This window comes from Hymenobacter telluris (assembly GCF_017313265.1).
Lineage (GTDB): Bacteria > Bacteroidota > Bacteroidia > Cytophagales > Hymenobacteraceae > Hymenobacter > Hymenobacter telluris.
This window is the reverse complement of sequence record NZ_JAFLQZ010000044.1, coordinates 1-886: the sequence shown is the minus strand read 5'-3', so window position 1 is coordinate 886 and position 886 is coordinate 1. Positions and strand designations below refer to the sequence as shown.

1 protein-coding gene is annotated in these 886 nt (G+C 60.4%); it reads right to left on the bottom strand.

Features of this window, described 5'->3' with window-relative positions; translation table 11 throughout:
* Positions 1-18 precede the first annotated feature (18 nt).
* Entirely contained in the window at positions 19-756 is a 738-nt protein-coding gene (locus tag J0X19_RS25325) for an IS5 family transposase (protein WP_206987081.1), read from the bottom strand.
* Positions 757-886: the final 130 nt, after the last annotated feature.

Sequence of the window (886 nt, the reverse complement as noted above, 5' to 3'; positions counted from 1 at the left end):
TAAGAACGTGTTTGGGAATTACGCACAAGTAGCTCGTCGGAGGGACAGAGTTAAGTTAGCAACTAGCAGCCAAGCGGCGTGGCTTGCGGGTTGGCGCTCGTAGTCCATGACCACTCGGCGGAAGCAGTTGAGCCAGGCAAAGGTGCGTTCCACGACCCAGCGCTTGGCGACCGGCACGAAGCCGCGCCCGGCGGTTGGGGGCCGACTGGCCACTTGATGTTGCCAGCCCAAGGCCTGCACTTGTTGCGCAAAACGTCCTTGATATGCCTTGTCCGTCAACACGCTACGCAGCCGACTGGCCCAGGCCGGACGTAGCTGATGGCGTGCTGGCAACAAGGGTTGCGCCCCGCGGCTGTCGTGGCCATTGGCCGCGTGCACCACGACGCGCCAGATACGCCCGCCCGTATCGCAGAGTACTTGGCGCTTGCGGCCGTTGACGCGTTTGTGCGCATCCAAGCCCCGCTGCTGGCCCAGGCGTGGGGCCAATTTGACACTTTGCGCGTCCACCAGCGCCAACGACGGCGTGGGCAGACGCCCCTGCGCCAGCCGGTCGGCGCGGTTACTGGCCTGACTCAGGCGTTCAAACGTGCCATCCGCTCGCCACCGGGCGAAGTAATAGTAAACGGCTGACCAAGGGGGAAAACAGGTGGGCAGGTTTCGCCATTGGCACCCGGTACGGCAGATATACAACATGGCGTCAAGCATTTGCCGTAGGCTGTGGCGGCGTTTTCGTTGGGTAGGCAGGAGCGGTTGCATAACTTGCCATTGCGAGTCAGTAAGGGGTTGATAGCACTCAACCATAAAGTAAGCGGAGCCTAGGAACTCCGCTTACTGTTTACTGGCTCGTTTTCTTTTTTGCTACCCTAATTCCCAAACACGTTCTAAG

Excerpts from the sequence above, each read along its gene's own strand:
- J0X19_RS25325 (WP_206987081.1), bottom strand. The coding sequence starts at position 756 with ATGCAACCGCTCCTGCCTACCCAACGAAAACGCCGCCACAGCCTACGG.